A 12,156-nucleotide genomic window follows, 5' to 3' on the forward strand; every position below is an offset into this window, starting at 1 on the left:
CTCAGGAGAAGGGGACAGCGCTCGCGCGCTGCCCCCTTTTTGCACTTCAGGCGGCGGATCGCGGCCGGGGTGCGGCGATGCCGGCGGGGGCCGGGGCCAAGTCGGTCAGGGACGGGGCGGAGGCCCTGCGGGCCAGCAGGAAAGTGCTCACGCGCCCCAGAAGGTAGCGAACATCCTGGAGGCGATGCGCGAACGAATCGGCCGACGCTGACAGCTGTTCGCGGGTGAACGACTCGAAGCTCATTTCCGGGGAGAGCAGGTCCAGTGCCACGCGGCGGTGCTCCCAGCCGGCGCGCTCGAACTCCCGGGCCAGAGGGTGCCTGCTGAAACGCGCGAGATCCTCGTGCATGAGCGCCGTGAGAACGGCGATTTCGCAGGCCAGCTCCACCAGCCGCAGGCGCGCGCGTTCGCGCGCGTCGCGCCCGAGCCCTCGCCACGGAAATGGAGACCTGCTTCGCATGTTGTCGGACCCATGTGGTGAACGCTGCCGCAGTTCGCGGCGGACCTCGCGATGAGGTCGAAAGTAACAATGTGTCACAGACGGGCACGGGCATCGGCGAATGCGTAAGCCTGCTCCAAGACCCAGTGGCATTTCAACCCGGAACCCGCACCACGACCTGCTCCAAAAGGAGGAGGCGACGCCCGTGAATCTCGGGCATCTGATACATTTGGTTTCATGATGGCCGAAGCTTCCCGGGAGGCGGTTCGCCCCTTACCAGAGTCGACGCGCGATGACCCGATCTCCTGCTCCCAAAGACGCTGACGTCCGCAAGGCGTTGCTTCGCCTGGCGCTCAAGAACGTGATGCACCGCAACTGCATTCCCTCCGAGTTCGTGGCCGCGGAGATCGGCCGGAGCCTGAACGAGGGCGATGCCGTGATGCACGTCCGCCTGGTCGCGCGCTCCACCGAACCCGGCCTGCTGGCCAACCTCTACGACATCCAGCGAGCTTTCGAACTGGAGGTGCACGGCGTCGATCCCTCGGCGGAGGATTGGCTCCAGGGCGTCTCCTGGCGGATCCAGTTCCACGAACTGGACGAGGACACGGCGCTGCCGCCTCCGGACTTCTGGCAGCAGCTGCATGCCGAGAGGCGCCTGCGCGGCATGGCCAGCGGGCAGTTGAAGCGCACGCGCGAGGAACTCGATTCCGAATTCAGCGTGTTCGGCCGGACCAGCGCCTTCCACCACGGCGACGACTTCCAGGACACCGAGCCCACGCGCTGGTAAGTCCTCCTCCGGAGTCCGCTGCAGTGCCGGTGTGAGCGTCGTTCGGGACGCGGTGCGTGATGCTTCCATCGCGCGCCCGGATCACCATTGGTGTCCCCGTTGATGCACGTCAAGGCCAACCCTCCCGCGAAGCCATAAGGTGCGTTACCGATACACCTTTGACAAAAACACCGGAGGGTCCCTTGAGAACATCCAACCTGTCCCGCTGCGTCCGCGCGCTCCTCACCGCGGCCGCGTTCTGCGCACCCCTGCTCACGCTGGCCGCACCGAAGGAGCCCGGCGACTTCGGCCCGCCCCAGGGCCCGGCGATCCGTGCCGTGCTCACCAGCCCGCCGCACGTGCCGCCGCCGACCAACCGCAAGTACCCCGCGAAAGTGATCGTGGACCTGGAGGTGGTCGAGAAGACGATGCAGATCTCCGAAGGCGTGAACTACACCTTCTGGACCTTCGGCGGCTCGGTGCCGGGCAGCTTCATCCGCGTCCGGCAGGGCGACACGGTCGAGTTCCACCTGAAGAACCATCCCGGCAGCAAGATGCCGCACAACATCGACCTGCACGGCGTGACGGGTCCCGGCGGCGGCGCGGCCTCGAGCTTCACCGCGCCCGGCCATGAATCGCAATTCACCTTCAAGGCGCTCAACGAAGGCATCTACGTGTACCACTGCGCCACGGCGCCGGTGGGCATGCACGTGGCCAACGGCATGTACGGCCTGATCCTGGTCGAACCGCCCCAGGGCCTGCCGAAGGTGGACCGCGAGTACTACGTGATGCAGGGCGACTTCTACACCACGGGCAAGTACCGGCAGAAGGGCGACCAGCCCTTCGACATGGAGAAGGCGATCGACGAAAAGCCCACCTACGTGCTGTTCAACGGCGCCGAGGGTGCGCTCACGGGCGACAAGGCCATGACCGCCAAGGTCGGCGAAACGGTGCGCCTGTTCGTGGGCAACGGCGGGCCGAACCTGGTCTCCAGCTTCCACGTGATCGGGGCGATCTTCGACCAGGTCCGCTTCGAAGGCGGGACCAACGTGCAGAAGAACGTGCAGACCACCCTGATCCCGGCCGGCGGCGCCGTGATCGCGACCTTCAAGGCCCGCGTGCCCGGCAGCTACGTGATGGTGGACCATTCCATCTTCCGTGCCTTCAACAAGGGCGCGCTCGCCATCCTGAGGATCGACGGCAACGACAACAAGTCCATCTACTCGGGCAAGGAATTGGACGCCGTGTACCTCGGTGACCGCGCCGGCCCCAACCTGGCTGCCGTCACGACCGCGACGCAGAGCGCCGCCGCCGGCAAGCTGACGCAGGACGAGCAGATCAAGGCCGGCCAGGCGCTGTTCGCAGGGACCTGCTCGGTGTGCCACCAGGCCAACGGAGCGGGCATGCCCGGCGTGTTCCCGCCGCTCGCCAAGTCCGACTTCCTGTCGGGCGACATCAAGCGCGCCATCGACGTCGTGCTGCACGGCCTGACCGGCAAGGTGACCGTGAACGCCCAGGAATACAACTCGGTGATGCCGCCGATGAACCAGCTGAACGACGACGAGGTGGCCAACATCCTCACCTACGTGATGAACAGCTGGGGCAATCCGGGCGGGACGATCTCCAACGAGGACGTGAAGAAGCAGCGCGCGGCCACGCCTCCTGCCAAGCCCGTCGCGGCGCACTGACCGATCGGCTGCAATGCGCCTCCTGACCGCCACCTTGCTCGCTGCGACCCTTGCGCTCCCGGCGCACGCAGCGGGGTACGTGGACGTCCCGGGCGGCCGCTTCGACAGCGTGCTGCCGCAGGGACCGGTCGCGACCCAGTCCGCGCCGGTCGACGTGCAGCCGTTCGCGATGCGCGCGACGCCCGTGACGGTCGGCGAATACGCCAGCTTCCTGCGCACGCATCCCGACTGGCAGCGCGGCCGGGCCCCCGCGGTCCTGGCCGATGCGCGCTACCTCCTGCAATGGCGCGCGCCGCTGGATCCGGGCGCCGCCTTGCGCGCGGACGCACCGGTGACGGAAGTCAGCTGGTTCGCCGCGAGCGCGTTCTGCGAGGAGGAGGGCGGCCGCTTGCCGACCTGGATCGAATGGGAGTACGCCGCTGCCGCCGACGCCACGCGGGTGGACGCGCGCCGCGACCCCGCATGGGCCCGGCGGATCCTGGCCTGGTACGAAAAGCCCGGCGGTGCCGCCCTGGCCGCGGTCGGTGGCGAGTCCAACCTCTGGGGCGTGCGCGACCTGCACGGCCTGGTCTGGGAATGGGTGGACGACTTCAACGCCCTCTTCATCGCCGGCGACAGCCGGACCCAGGGCGACCCCGACCTGCTGAAGTTCTGCGGTGCGGGCGCCATCAACATCATCGACCGCGACAGCTACGCCGTGCTGATGCGCATCGCGCTGCTGTCGTCGCTGAACGCGGCCGACAGCACCAGCACGCTGGGCTTCCGCTGCGTGAAACCCGTGAAGAAGACACCATGACCGACTTGTCCCTCACGCGGCGCTCGGCGCTGCTTTCCTTCGGGGCCGTGGCGGCGGCCGTCGCCATGCCGCGCCTTGCCCGCGCGGCCCAGGCCACGCCGCCGTCCGACTCCATCTACCGGCTGCAGGCCACCCTCGTCGACCAGGACGGCAAGGAGTTCCAGCTGGCCTCCCTGCAGGGAACGCCCGTGCTGGCGAGCATGTTCTACACGTCCTGCGAGATGGTCTGCCCGATGATCTTCGAGACGGTGCACTCGACGCTGCGGGCGCTGCCGCCCGCGGAGCGAAGCGCCATGCGCATGCTCATGGTGAGCTTCGACCCCCCGCGCGATTCGCCCGCGGTGCTGAAGAAGTACGCCGAAGCGCACGGCTGCGACGGCCAGTGGCTGCTGGCGCGCGGCGACGAGGCGACCGCGCGCAAGGTGGCGGCGGTGCTCAACATCCAGTACCGGCGCCTCACCAACGGGGAGTTCAACCATTCGACCAAGATCGCCGTGCTGGACCGGCAGGGACGCATCGCGGCGCAGTCCGGCAAGCTGGCGGCCGCCGATCCGGTCCTGCTGAACGCGGTGCACAAGCTCTTCCCCGCCTGACCCGCGCAGCAGCGCCCCCGCGAACGGGCCGGCTCACTCCGGCTTGATCTTCGCGCGCTCCACCACCTGCTTCCAGCGCTTCTGTTCCAGTGCGATGAACTGCGCGAACTGCGCAGGCGTGCCGCCGATCGCCTGGGCCGCGTCGGCGTTCAGGCGCTCCAGCGAGCCCTGCGACTTCACCGCCTTCTGCGTTTCGGCGGCGAGCTTGTCGATGTTCGCTTGCGCCATGGAGGCCGGCGCCAGCATCCCGTACCACTGCGTCATCTCGAAGCCGGGGAAGCCCTGTTCGGCGACGGTGGGCACGTCGGGCAGTTGCGGCAGCCGCTGGGTCGATCCGGTGGCGATGCAGCGCAGCTTGCCGGCCTTGATGTGCTGCAGGATCGCCGACGCGCCGACCGAAGCGGCGTCCAGGCGCCCGGCGAGCAGGTCCGTCAGCTGCGGGCCCGTGCCCTTGTATGGAATGTGCGTGATGAAGAGGTTGGCCGTCATCTTCAGGTACTCCATGGCCAGGTGGCCGGCGCTGCCGTTGCCCGCCGACCCGTAGTTCATCTGGCCGGGCTTGCTCTTCACCAGCGCGATGAAGTCCTTCAGGTCCTTCACCGGCAGGTTCGGGTTGACGACGTAGAGGCTCGGCACCTTGGCGAGCAGGCTCACCGGCTTGAAGTCCTTGTTGGGGTCGTACGGCAGCTTGTCGTACATGTAGGGGTTCACGGCCAGCGTACCGATGTGGCCCAGGATGAGCGTGTGCTGGTCGTCGGCGCGCGCGACTTCCGCCATCGCGATGTTGCCGGAGGCGCCCGGCTTGTTGTCCACGAAGACGCTTTGTCCCAGGGTCTTGGACAGCTCGCCCGCGGTGGAGCGCGCGACGATCTCGGAACTGCCGCCGGGCGCGAAGGGCACGACGAAGCGCACCGGCTTGGCGGGCCAGGCCTGCGCGAAGGACTGCGCCGGCAGCAGGCCGGCGAGGGGGAGGCCGGCGCCGGCGGCAAGGAAGGAACGTCTCGTGGGCATGGTGGGATCCTCTGGAAGGTGGGTGGTGAGGCCGGGCCCGGCCCGATGGGCCCGACCGCGGCGTGCAGGTGGCATTCTGTGCCGTGCGGGCGGTCCCTGGTCGAACGGTTCGACCCAGGGTTGCGCATCCCGGCCTTTCGGCTATTATAGATCTAGTCCTCTAAAGGTCTAGATGTCTCCGAGAAACATTCCCCCACGGCTGGAACTGGTCGGCGACGATCCTGGCGTGAGCCGCTACGCGGCCCTGGCCACCGCGTTGCGCACGCGGCTGCTGCAGGGCGAATGGCCCCCCGGTTCGGCGATGCCGGCCGAGCAGGTTCTGGCGGCCGAGCACGGCGTCGCCCTGGGCACGATGCGCCGGGCCCTGTCCGTGCTGGCGGACGAGGGACTCATCGAACGTGTCCACGGCCGCGGCACCTTCGTGCGGCAAGGGCTGAGCGGCGCGCCGATGCTGCGCTTCTTCCGCTTCGGGCAGGGCACGGGGCAGGTGCCCCAGTCGCGCATCCTGTCGCGGGACCAGGTCGGGGCGACGCGCCAGGTCGCCCGGCTGCTCGGCGTGGCGCCCGGCGAGCCCTGCATCCGCATCCAGCGCCTGCGCCTGATCGATGGGCAGCCCTGCCTGCACGAGGACATGTTCCTGCCGCTGCCGCTGTTCGAGCCGCTGCTGCAGGTGCCCACCGCCGACTGGCCCGACCTCCTCTATCCCTTCTTCGCCACGCGCTGCCAGGTGCACGTGCACCGCGCCGTCGACGAGATCGGCTTCGGCCAGCTCACCGCGGGCCAGGCCCGCCATCTCGCGCTGTCGCCGGGCCATCCCTGCGCCGTCGTCACGCGCACCGCGTTCGACCTGCAGGGACGTCCGGTGGAAGCCCGCACGAGCCGCGGCGACGCCAACGCCTTCCACTACACCGTCACGATCACCTGACAGGAGACAGCACATGCCCGCCCCTTCCTTCCTGCCGCCGCGCCGCCGCAAGGTGCTGCTCCTGGGCGCGGCCGCCGTCGCCGCGCCCGCCCTTGCCTTCGCGCAGCAGCCGATCGCCGGCGGGCGACCGATCAGCCTCGTCGTCTCTTATCCGCCCGGCGGCGGCGCCGACCTGGTGGCGCGCCTCATCGCCCAGCCCATGTCCAGGTTCCTCGGTCAGTCGGTCGTCGTGGACAACCGCCCGGGCGCCAGCGGGCAGATCGCCGCCGGCTACGTGGCGCGGGGCAACGCGGACGGGAGCACGCTCCTGCTGGACGCTTCTTCGTTCGCGGTGAACCCGTCGCTGTTTCCCAAGCTGCCCTACGACAGCCAGAAGGACTTCGCGCCCATCGGCGTGGTGGCGCTCTTTCCGAACGTGCTGGTCTGCACGCCCGGCTTCCCGGCGCAGAGCGTGAAGGACCTGGTGCGCATGGCCAAGGCCGAGCCGGGCAAGATCGCCTTCGCCTCGTCCGGCAACGGCTCGGCGCAGCACCTGGCCGGCGCGCTGTTCGAAAGCCGCGCCGGCGTGCAACTGGTGCACGTCCCGTACAAGGGGGGCGGGCCGGCCCTGAACGACGTGATGGCCGGACAGGTGCCGCTGTTCTTCGCCAACGTCGCTTCCTCGCTGGGCCACATCTCGGCGGGCAAGCTGCGCCCGCTGGCCGTGACGACCCGGCTGCGCGCCAGGGCGCTGCCCGAAGTGCCTTCCATGGAGGAATCCGGCGTCCCCGGATACGAAGTGCTGGAATGGAATCCGGTGCTCGCCCCCGCGGCCACGCCGGCTGCCGTGCAGGCGCGCCTGCGCGATGCCTTGCGCGTGGCAATTGAGGACCCGGAGGTGCTGGCCCGCATCCGCAGCCTGAGCGGCGAAGTCTTTCCGCACCGCGATCCCGCCAAGGTGGCCGCGTTCCTGCAGGCGCAGCAGGAACAATGGGGCAAGCTGGTGCGCGAACGCCGGATCGTCGCCGGATGACCCAGCCAGAGGCGCGCGATGCCGTCCCACCGGGCTGGGATTGCCATGTCCATGTGTTCGACGCGGACGCGCCGCGGCTCTCGGGCCATTACGCGCCGGCCCCCGCGCCGCTCGCAGAGATCGAACGGCTCGCGGCGAAGCACGGCGTGGGCCATCTCGTGCTGGTGCAGCCCAGCGTCTACGGAATCGACAATTCGCTGCTCGTGCGCGCCTTGCAGCGATCCGGTGGGCGCCACCGTGGGGTGGCCGTCGTGGGCCGCGACACCAGCGAAGCGGAGATGGATCGGCTGCACGAAGCGGGCGTGCGCGGCGTGCGCTTCAACCTGGTCTCGCCGGTCGGCAACGACGACGAGGCCCTGGCCGTGCTCGCGCCGGCCCTGCGCCGCCGTGGCTGGCACGTGCAGTGGTATGCGCACCCGGCGCAGCTGCCGAGGATCGCCGACCTTCAGGCCCGCACCGGGCTGGTGTTCGTGCTGGACCACCTGGCCGGTCTGCGCGCCGACCCCCCCGCTACGCCTCAGGTTTGGCGCGCGCTCGAGCAACTGGCCCGGGCCGGCAGCTGGATCAAGCTGAGCGGTTGGTACCGGCTGGGCGCCGATGCGCCGTACGAGGTCCTCCTGCCCGTGATCCGGCAGGTCTCGGAGAACTTCGGACGGCACAAGGTGTGGGGCTCCGATTGGCCGCACACCTCCTTGCCTGCGGGCGGCGGCTCGCGCATGCAGGCGCTGCTGGAGCCCGTCCGCGCCGCGCTGGGAGCGGAGGAACTGGGCCGCTGCCTGCAGGACGATCCTCGGGCCTTGTACGCCGGTTGACGAAGCACGCCGAGCGCCGCTGCGGAGCTCGCGTGATCGCTCCAGTCAGGCGGGCGGCTGGGCAGGCAGCGCAGGCCGGTTCTTGCGGTACGAGTTCTTGACGACGATCCGGTCGCCGCGGAACGTGAACACGTCGCATCCGTTCACTTCCACCCGGGCGCCGTCCTGCCGAGTTCCCGTGAAGATCCACTCGGAAACGCCGCGGTCCCCGCACACGAAGTGGCGCGGCGCGTTCCATTGCGCGTCCGGGTAGGTCATCCAAACCTCCTGGAAGGCGCGTCGCACGGCGTCCCGGCCGACCGCGGACGCCCCGCAGACCTGCGGCCCAGCGGAGGCCTCGAACACGCAGTCGTCGGTCATGAAGGTCATGAGCGCTTCGATGTCGTGGCGGTTCCACGCATCGGCGAAGGCCTGCAGCAATTCCACGGTCATGGTCGGCATGGTCGGCTCCGCGAAATGCAGCGACTTTGCGGCACGGGCCGCCGAAGGTCCATAGGAGGGATGTCCCGCGCCCGCCCAGCATCGCCGGCGTCACACGGCTGCCACAGGCCGGCTGGATCATCGCGCCCAGATGCCCGGCCAATCAGCCGCGGCCGCGTGGAGGACTGCCGAAATGACCTGCATGAACACCGTCGGGAAACTGCTCAGGACCAGCTCCATTTACCTGGGGCTCGCGGCGAGGCCTGCCTCCCCGTGGCTGTCTCCACGGAGCCCGGCGAACTCGCGCACGGACGAAACCGGTATGCTCGACCGCATCCCATGTCCCAACTCGTTCCCTTCCTCCTCCACTGGGGCATCACGGCCCTGTCGCTGTGGGCGGCCAGCCATGTGTTCAAGGGCCTGCATTTCGACAGCGGCCGCTCCCTGCTGATCGCCGCCCTGGTGCTCGGGCTGGCCAACGCGATCGTCCGGCCCATCCTCGTGGTGCTGACGCTTCCGCTCACGCTGGTCACGTTCGGCATCTTCCTGCTGGTGATCAACGCCCTCATGATGATGCTGGCCTCGCGGCTGGTGCGCGGGTTCAGCGTCAGCGGTTTCGGCACCGCGTTCTTCGCGAGCATCTTCGTCGCGCTGCTGAGCCTGTTCATCGGTTCGCTGGTGAGCCAGGGCGATCCGGGATCCGAGATCCAGCTGCCCCGCGGCACCGTCTGGCTCTGAGCCTGCGGCCTCAGGCCGCCCCTGCTTTCCGCCCGGCATGGGCAGGGTTGTCATGCCGGGTCGCCGCGACCTGTGCCGGATCGGTGACGTCGTAGGCGCCGAACACTTCCTGCACCGTCTTCATTTCGGGCAGCACGTAGACGACCGCGCCATAGGTCGCCACCGCGGGCCTGGCGACGGTGTCGTAGAAGGCGGCCGGCAGGTTGATGCACCCGAAGGAAATCCGGTTGTCCTCGGTGCCCGGGCTGGCCAGGCGCTCCAGCCGGTGCTCGCGGGCCACCGCGGTGCGCACGCGGTGCATGGAGATGGCGTCGCGGTAGTCCACCCAGATCACGTCTTCCTTGTTGGCGTTCACGCCCGGCTCGGCCACGAACCGGCCCGCCGGCGTCGTCTTTTCTTCGGGCCTCAGCTGGGAAGGCGACTTCTCGCCCGCGCCGGGCAGGATGTCGTCGCCGGGTGCCGCCCCCAGCAGGATCGGGGCACTCCCCTGCAGCCGGCCATCGGGGGCCAGCACGTGCACGCGCGCGTCTTTCTTGTCCACGATCAGCAGGGCGTGGTTCGCGTTGTCGTGGGTCGCCAGCGCCCAGTTCGCGACCAGCCGGGCGTCGGGCGAGGGCACTGCCTGCCCGAAATCCGCCAAGGCCACCGGGACGTGCTGCACCTCCGGCGAGGTAGCGCCGGAGGCCGCGGGCTGTGAAGGCGGCGTCGTCCCGTGGTGGTGTTTCCAGACGGCCGGCACCCCCAGCACCAGCAGCGCCAGCCCCAGGAGCAAGGCTTTCGTTCGGTGTCTCTGGACGAAGTGGATGCCTTGTTGCGGCTCCCTGGGTTCCTGGTTCTGCATGCGGCCCTCCTGCGGCTGGATCCAGTGTGGTGCAGGTGCGCGGCGCCGGCTGTGCGCGGACGAGGGCATCTTGCGTAGGCGCGCGGCAGGACCCCCGTGGGCAGGAGGCGAAGGCCGCGTCCACTGGGGGCGAAGGGGCTTGTGCGGCGGCGCCCTACACGCGCGCAACATCCGGGCTTGCACCTGACGGCCAGCTCAGCGATGAAGGTTCCCTGCCTTCCCGCACGAAGGCGGCGCAACCTTGCCACAATGCAGGGGCAGAGAGTCCGTGATCAACCCACCGGAGTTGCGATGAAGTCGAGGTCCGCGAGTCCAGTGGCAGGCACATGGGTGCAGTCCCTCTCCCGGCGCGTTCGCACGCTCTGGGTGACCAAGATGGTCGGCACCACGCTCGGGATCTCGGGGTTCTTCGTCCTGTACTTCTGGGTCATGCGCAGCATGGCCGCCGAGGCGGTCACGGTGCCGATGACGCCGGTCGATGCCTGGATCCAGGTCAGCGAGCTCGCGTTGCTGCCCTACGTGTCCCTGTGGCTCTATGTCTCGCTGGCGCCCGCGCTGGCCGCCAACATGGCGGCGCTGCGCATGTACATCGCCGGCGCCCTGATCATCTCGGGACTGGGCCTCGCCACGTACTGGCTCTTCCCCACGACCACGCCGGGGTTCGGCGTCGACTGGGCGGACTATCCGGCGCTGCAGATCCTGAAGGCCTCGGACCTGGGCGGCAATGCCTTTCCTTCGCTGCACGTGGCGTTCGCCGCGTATTCCGCCGTCGTCATCGCGAGCGAACTGCGGACGCTCGGTGCTCCCTCCTGGGTCCGCGGCGGCAACTGGTTCTGGTGCACGGCCATCGTCTATTCGACGCTCGCGACCCGCCAGCACGTGGTGCTGGACGTGCTCGGTGGCCTGTTGCTGACCTACGTCGCCGTGCGCATGTGCCGCAGCCGCGCCATGGAGCAGTTGTTCCGGGGCCGCTTCCACGCGCGTGCGGTGCGCGAACCCGGCGCCGAATAGCAGCGCGCTTCCGCAGCACCGGAGCGTGCTGCCACGGCCTCCGCCCTCGGCGGTCCGGTAGCATCCGGGCTTCACGAACTCCGGGCCCCGGATGCACCCGATTGCCGTCATCGACTTCGAGACCACCGGCCTGTCCCCCGCCATGGGAGACCGCGCCACCGAAATCGCCATCGTGCTGCTGGAGGGAACCCGCGTCGTCGCGCGCTTCCAGTCGCTCATGAATGCGGGCATGCGCATCTCCCCGTTCATCGAGGCCTACACCGGCATCAGCAACGAGATGGTGCGCAGCGCGCCACCCGCCGCCGAAGTGATGGCGGAGGCCGCCCGGTTCGTGCAGGACGCGCCCCTGGTCGCCCACAACGCGTCGTTCGACCAGCGCTTCTGGGCGGCGGAACTGGGGCGGCTGGGCGGCGCCGCGCGCGCGGACCATGCCTTCGCCTGCACCATGCTGCTGTCGCGCCGGCTGTATCCGCAGGCGGCCAGCTACCGACTCGGCTCGCTGGCGTCCTTCCACGCCATTCCGCCCGCGGGTCGGGCCCACCGGGCAATGGCCGATGCGGAGGTGGCCGCCGCGCTGCTGTCACGGATCCGGTGCGACATCCAGCGGGACTACGAGGTCGAGGAGGTCCCGCACGATCTGCTGATGCGTTTGCAGCGCTGCCAGCGCAAGGCGGTGCCCAAGGCCATCGCGGGCTACTTCCAGGCCTTGCGCGAACACTGAGCCCGGCCCGCGCGCCGGTGTGCGAGCGCAGCACGGCATCGGTCCCTCCCTCCCGGATCGCAGGAACTGCGATGTGGGTCCCGGCCGACAAGGCTCATCCGCCCGGGACTGCGGCGTCGTCGGACGCAAGCGACCTCCTCACCCTTGCCCGTGCAGCTAGCGTGATGGCTCACCCATCCAGCCAGCGCGAACGCGGGGCCATCGCCCCTGGTGCCGACGCTGGCATCCAATCCAAGGAGATCTCATGAACGATCACAAACGCGACCTGACCGACAAGAAGGACCACCCCGCCGCCAAGGGCGTCGGTGCCGTGGTGGGCGGCGTGGCCGGCGGCGTGGCCGGCGGAGCCGCCGCCGGCGCCGCTGTCGGCGGCATGACCGGGC

14 protein-coding genes are annotated in these 12,156 nt (G+C 69.4%); 10 read left to right on the top strand and 4 right to left on the bottom strand.

Annotated features, from left to right (window positions below):
• Positions 1-46 precede the first annotated feature (46 nt).
• A complete protein-coding gene (locus AC1DSA_RS20320; RefSeq protein WP_477892544.1) occupies positions 47-460 on the bottom strand; it encodes a hypothetical protein in 414 nt (137 codons plus the stop codon).
• A 271-nt stretch (positions 461-731) separates the two neighbouring features.
• Here AC1DSA_RS20320 and AC1DSA_RS20325 point away from each other — a divergent pair, with 271 nt between their 5' ends.
• The 4 genes from AC1DSA_RS20325 to AC1DSA_RS20340 all read left to right on the top strand — a co-directional run bounded on the left by AC1DSA_RS20325 (position 732) and on the right by AC1DSA_RS20340 (position 4,282).
• Entirely contained in the window at positions 732-1,226 is a 495-nt protein-coding gene (locus tag AC1DSA_RS20325; RefSeq protein WP_477892546.1) for a hypothetical protein, read from the top strand.
• Between the two features lie 158 nt (positions 1,227-1,384).
• Positions 1,385-2,893, top strand: coding sequence for a copper-containing nitrite reductase (gene nirK / locus AC1DSA_RS20330; protein ID WP_477892548.1), 1,509 nt, complete (start codon positions 1,385-1,387; stop codon positions 2,891-2,893).
• A 13-nt stretch (positions 2,894-2,906) separates the two neighbouring features.
• Positions 2,907-3,689: a formylglycine-generating enzyme family protein gene (locus AC1DSA_RS20335; protein ID WP_477892550.1), complete on the top strand. Its 783-nt coding sequence runs from the start codon at positions 2,907-2,909 to the stop codon at positions 3,687-3,689.
• The gene (locus tag AC1DSA_RS20340; RefSeq protein WP_477892552.1) at positions 3,686-4,282 is read left to right on the top strand and encodes an SCO family protein; all 597 of its coding nucleotides are present in this window, start codon (positions 3,686-3,688) and stop codon (positions 4,280-4,282) included. The genes AC1DSA_RS20335 and AC1DSA_RS20340 overlap by 4 nt, the downstream gene beginning before the upstream one ends.
• A 33-nt stretch (positions 4,283-4,315) precedes the next feature.
• On the opposite strand, the gene AC1DSA_RS20345 is transcribed toward AC1DSA_RS20340, so the two are convergent.
• Positions 4,316-5,293 (bottom strand): Bug family tripartite tricarboxylate transporter substrate binding protein, encoded by a 978-nt coding sequence (locus tag AC1DSA_RS20345; RefSeq protein WP_477892554.1) that lies wholly within the window; start codon positions 5,291-5,293, stop codon positions 4,316-4,318.
• Between the two features lie 172 nt (positions 5,294-5,465).
• Between AC1DSA_RS20345 and AC1DSA_RS20350 the strand changes: the two genes are divergently transcribed.
• The 3 genes from AC1DSA_RS20350 to AC1DSA_RS20360 are packed head-to-tail and all read left to right on the top strand — an operon-like array spanning position 5,466 to position 8,042.
• On the top strand, positions 5,466-6,218 hold the full coding sequence (locus AC1DSA_RS20350) for a GntR family transcriptional regulator (protein ID WP_477892556.1): 753 nt from the start codon (positions 5,466-5,468) through the stop codon (positions 6,216-6,218).
• Between the two features lie 13 nt (positions 6,219-6,231).
• The gene (locus AC1DSA_RS20355) at positions 6,232-7,230 is read left to right on the top strand and encodes a tripartite tricarboxylate transporter substrate binding protein (protein WP_477892558.1); all 999 of its coding nucleotides are present in this window, start codon (positions 6,232-6,234) and stop codon (positions 7,228-7,230) included.
• Positions 7,227-8,042 (top strand): amidohydrolase family protein, encoded by an 816-nt coding sequence (locus tag AC1DSA_RS20360; RefSeq protein ID WP_477892560.1) that lies wholly within the window; start codon positions 7,227-7,229, stop codon positions 8,040-8,042. The genes AC1DSA_RS20355 and AC1DSA_RS20360 overlap by 4 nt, the downstream gene beginning before the upstream one ends.
• 45 nt (positions 8,043-8,087) lie before the next feature.
• Here AC1DSA_RS20360 and AC1DSA_RS20365 read toward each other — a convergent pair whose 3' ends face one another.
• The gene (locus AC1DSA_RS20365; RefSeq protein WP_477892562.1) at positions 8,088-8,483 is read right to left on the bottom strand and encodes a nuclear transport factor 2 family protein; all 396 of its coding nucleotides are present in this window, start codon (positions 8,481-8,483) and stop codon (positions 8,088-8,090) included.
• Between the two features lie 318 nt (positions 8,484-8,801).
• Here AC1DSA_RS20365 and AC1DSA_RS20370 point away from each other — a divergent pair, with 318 nt between their 5' ends.
• Positions 8,802-9,200, top strand: coding sequence for a phage holin family protein (locus AC1DSA_RS20370; RefSeq protein WP_477892564.1), 399 nt, complete (start codon positions 8,802-8,804; stop codon positions 9,198-9,200).
• A 10-nt stretch (positions 9,201-9,210) separates the two neighbouring features.
• Here AC1DSA_RS20370 and AC1DSA_RS20375 read toward each other — a convergent pair whose 3' ends face one another.
• Entirely contained in the window at positions 9,211-10,041 is an 831-nt protein-coding gene (locus AC1DSA_RS20375) for a hypothetical protein (protein WP_477892566.1), read from the bottom strand.
• Positions 10,042-10,371: 330 nt separating this feature from the next.
• On the opposite strand from AC1DSA_RS20375, the gene AC1DSA_RS20380 reads away from it, so the two are divergent.
• Together AC1DSA_RS20380 and AC1DSA_RS20385 are read left to right on the top strand one after the other, a co-directional pair.
• A complete protein-coding gene (locus AC1DSA_RS20380; protein WP_477892568.1) occupies positions 10,372-11,052 on the top strand; it encodes a phosphatase PAP2 family protein in 681 nt (226 codons plus the stop codon).
• A 91-nt stretch (positions 11,053-11,143) separates the two neighbouring features.
• Positions 11,144-11,773 carry a 3'-5' exonuclease gene (locus AC1DSA_RS20385; protein WP_477892570.1) on the top strand — a complete coding sequence of 210 codons (630 nt, stop codon included), beginning with the start codon at positions 11,144-11,146 and terminating at the stop codon, positions 11,771-11,773.
• Positions 11,774-12,156 lie beyond the last annotated feature (383 nt).

The organism is Ramlibacter sp. P4_H7 (genome assembly GCF_056400765.1).

Bases quoted from the DNA above. Each gene is read 5' to 3' on its own strand.
- AC1DSA_RS20365 (WP_477892562.1), bottom strand. From the start codon at position 8,483: ATGCCGACCATGACCGTGGAATTGCTGCAGGCCTTCGCCGATGCGTGG.
- AC1DSA_RS20375 (WP_477892566.1), bottom strand. From the start codon at position 10,041: ATGCAGAACCAGGAACCCAGGGAGCCGCAACAAGGCATCCACTTCGTC.
- AC1DSA_RS20325 (WP_477892546.1), top strand. From the start codon at position 732: ATGACCCGATCTCCTGCTCCCAAAGACGCTGACGTCCGCAAGGCGTTG.
- AC1DSA_RS20355 (WP_477892558.1), top strand. From the start codon at position 6,232: ATGCCCGCCCCTTCCTTCCTGCCGCCGCGCCGCCGCAAGGTGCTGCTC.
- AC1DSA_RS20340 (WP_477892552.1), top strand. From the start codon at position 3,686: ATGACCGACTTGTCCCTCACGCGGCGCTCGGCGCTGCTTTCCTTCGGG.
- AC1DSA_RS20370 (WP_477892564.1), top strand. From the start codon at position 8,802: ATGTCCCAACTCGTTCCCTTCCTCCTCCACTGGGGCATCACGGCCCTG.
- AC1DSA_RS20335 (WP_477892550.1), top strand. From the start codon at position 2,907: ATGCGCCTCCTGACCGCCACCTTGCTCGCTGCGACCCTTGCGCTCCCG.
- AC1DSA_RS20360 (WP_477892560.1), top strand. From the start codon at position 7,227: ATGACCCAGCCAGAGGCGCGCGATGCCGTCCCACCGGGCTGGGATTGC.
- AC1DSA_RS20320 (WP_477892544.1), bottom strand. From the start codon at position 460: ATGCGAAGCAGGTCTCCATTTCCGTGGCGAGGGCTCGGGCGCGACGCG.
- AC1DSA_RS20345 (WP_477892554.1), bottom strand. From the start codon at position 5,293: ATGCCCACGAGACGTTCCTTCCTTGCCGCCGGCGCCGGCCTCCCCCTC.
- AC1DSA_RS20350 (WP_477892556.1), top strand. From the start codon at position 5,466: ATGTCTCCGAGAAACATTCCCCCACGGCTGGAACTGGTCGGCGACGAT.
- AC1DSA_RS20385 (WP_477892570.1), top strand. From the start codon at position 11,144: ATGCACCCGATTGCCGTCATCGACTTCGAGACCACCGGCCTGTCCCCC.